The organism is Chamaesiphon sp. OTE_8_metabat_110 (assembly GCF_031382685.1).
In the GTDB taxonomy this organism is placed as follows: domain Bacteria; phylum Cyanobacteriota; class Cyanobacteriia; order Cyanobacteriales; family Chamaesiphonaceae; genus Chamaesiphon.
This window is the reverse complement of sequence record NZ_JANMZA010000398.1, coordinates 1-2,065: the sequence shown is the minus strand read 5'-3', so window position 1 is coordinate 2,065 and position 2,065 is coordinate 1. Positions and strand designations below refer to the sequence as shown.

The 2,065-nt window shown below is 45.3% G+C and carries 2 protein-coding genes; one reads left to right on the top strand and one right to left on the bottom strand.

What is annotated here, in order from left to right; genetic code table 11:
• Positions 1–127 precede the first annotated feature (127 nt).
• A complete protein-coding gene (locus RMO52_RS14535; RefSeq protein WP_310415467.1) occupies positions 128–595 on the bottom strand; it encodes an Hsp20/alpha crystallin family protein in 468 nt (155 codons plus the stop codon).
• A 266-nt stretch (positions 596–861) separates the two neighbouring features.
• Here RMO52_RS14535 and RMO52_RS14530 point away from each other — a divergent pair, with 266 nt between their 5' ends.
• Complete coding sequence (locus RMO52_RS14530; RefSeq protein WP_310415464.1) at positions 862–1,932, top strand: Photosystem Q(B) protein 1; 1,071 nt, start codon at positions 862–864, stop codon at positions 1,930–1,932.
• The last annotated feature ends 133 nt before the right edge of the window (positions 1,933–2,065 follow it).

The following is a 2,065-nucleotide window of genomic DNA, read 5'->3' as shown; positions in this document are numbered from 1 at the left end:
ATTTCTCGCAGCTCGCGATTTGAGATCGTGAGCTGCGAGCTAGTAACAGCAGTGAAATCCAACAAGATCGATCGCTAATGGTGGGGAGATCGATCGGATCGGATCGGATCGTAATTAGCGAATCGATCTATTTAACTTCAACCTTCACAACTTTTTTCTTTTCTTGCTCTGACTTAGGCAGATTTAGTGTCAGAATCCCATTTTTGTATTCAGCTTGGGCAGCATCAGTTTTAACTTGTACAGGTAAAGGAATAATACGTTCAAATTTGCCATAGCGAAACTCAGAACGAACTGCTCCTTTTTCCTCAGTTTTGGTTTCAGATCTCCGTTCGCCACTGATGGATACGGAGTGTTCTGAGACTTGAATATCGAGGTCTTTTGCTTCTAAACCAGGGATTTCGAGTTTGAGATGAACTGCATCTGGGGTGTCTTCAAGCTCTGCCGAAGGCATAAATGCCATTAGCTCAGAATCCCCATTACCACTGGGTGAGAGTTGATGAAACAGGCGATTCATCTCCTCTTGGATGGTTTCGATCGTGGGTAAGGATTCCCAGTGAGTGATGTCGCGAAAAGGTCGCCATTGAATAATTGCCATATTAATACTCTCCAATATTACTGACTGCTTAGTCACCGTCAGTATTTGCCCTGCACGGAACAATTTTCCAGGAGGATCTATTAACAGCAACTAAGCTACTTAATTATTAGGTTAGCAATCAATTTTGAGGAACTTGTGAGGATTTAGGTCCGAATATTAACTAGTCCAGATCCAGATGCAATATGTAAACTATTAAAGCTATCTTCACAAGTTCCTCAAACTATCGATCTACGATCTAGAGCGAACCACTTGAAGAGGTTTAACTAATGAGTACTACGATTCAAACTCGGCAGCGATCGAGTAGTATGGGGATCTGGGAACAGTTTTGTCAATGGGTGACTAGCACCGACAATCGGCTATATATCGGTTGGTTTGGCGTGTTGATGATTCCCACTTTACTAACAGCTACTACCTGCTTTACGATCGCCTTTACTGCCGCCCCTGGTGTCGATATGGAGGGCATCCGCGATCCAATTGAAGGGGCATTACTTGCTGGTAATAACTTAATTACCGCCGCCGTTGTGCCAACTTCTGCCGCGATCGGGTTACACTTTTATCCACTTTGGGATGCTGCTTCGATCGATGAATGGCTTTACAATGGTGGCCCTTATCAATTAATCGTATTTCATTTCCTGATTGGTATTTGGTGCTACATGGGACGGCTATGGGAATTGAGCTATCGACTAGGTGCTCGACCTTGGATTGCGGTCGCTTTTTCGGCTCCGGTAGCGGCAGCAACAGCGGTGCTGTTGGTTTATCCGATCGGGCAAGGGAGCTTTGCTGATGGTCTCCCCTTGGGCATTGCGGGTACATTTCACTTCATGCTGGCATTTCAGGGAGATCATAATATTATGATGCACCCGTTCCACATGTTGGGAGTCACGGGTGTATTTGGTGGAGCATTACTGAGTGCCTTACATGGTTCCCTGGTGACATCTACCCTGATTCGGGAGACTGATGAAGATGAGTCGATCGATAATGGCTATGATTTCGGTCAAACATATCCTACTTATGACTACATAGCCGGACATAGTGGATTTCTCGGTCGGTTGTTAATACCTGTGTTTGCCAGTCGCAATCACCGTAGTTTCCATTTCTTACTCGTCGCTTTACCCACAATCGGTATTTGGTTTGCCGCATTGGGCGTGAGTACGATGGCATTTGGATTGAATGGTTTTAATTTCAATCACTCGATCTCTGACAGTCAAGGCAAATTAATCCGCACCAATGCCGATCTCATTAACCGCGCTGGTTTGGGACTACAGGGTATGCACGCACCCAATGTCCACAACTTTCCACTAGTACTATCGGCAGATCGAGTTCCTCCGATTGGCTAGTTTGAGCCACCACGATACCTAAATCAGTGTGGTGGTGGCTCTTTAAAATCCACTATTATTAGCTGCCGCAGGAGTAGCCAGGATGAAGTCAAACTATCCCAACCAAATATCTGCTCTCTGGACAGCTTTTTTG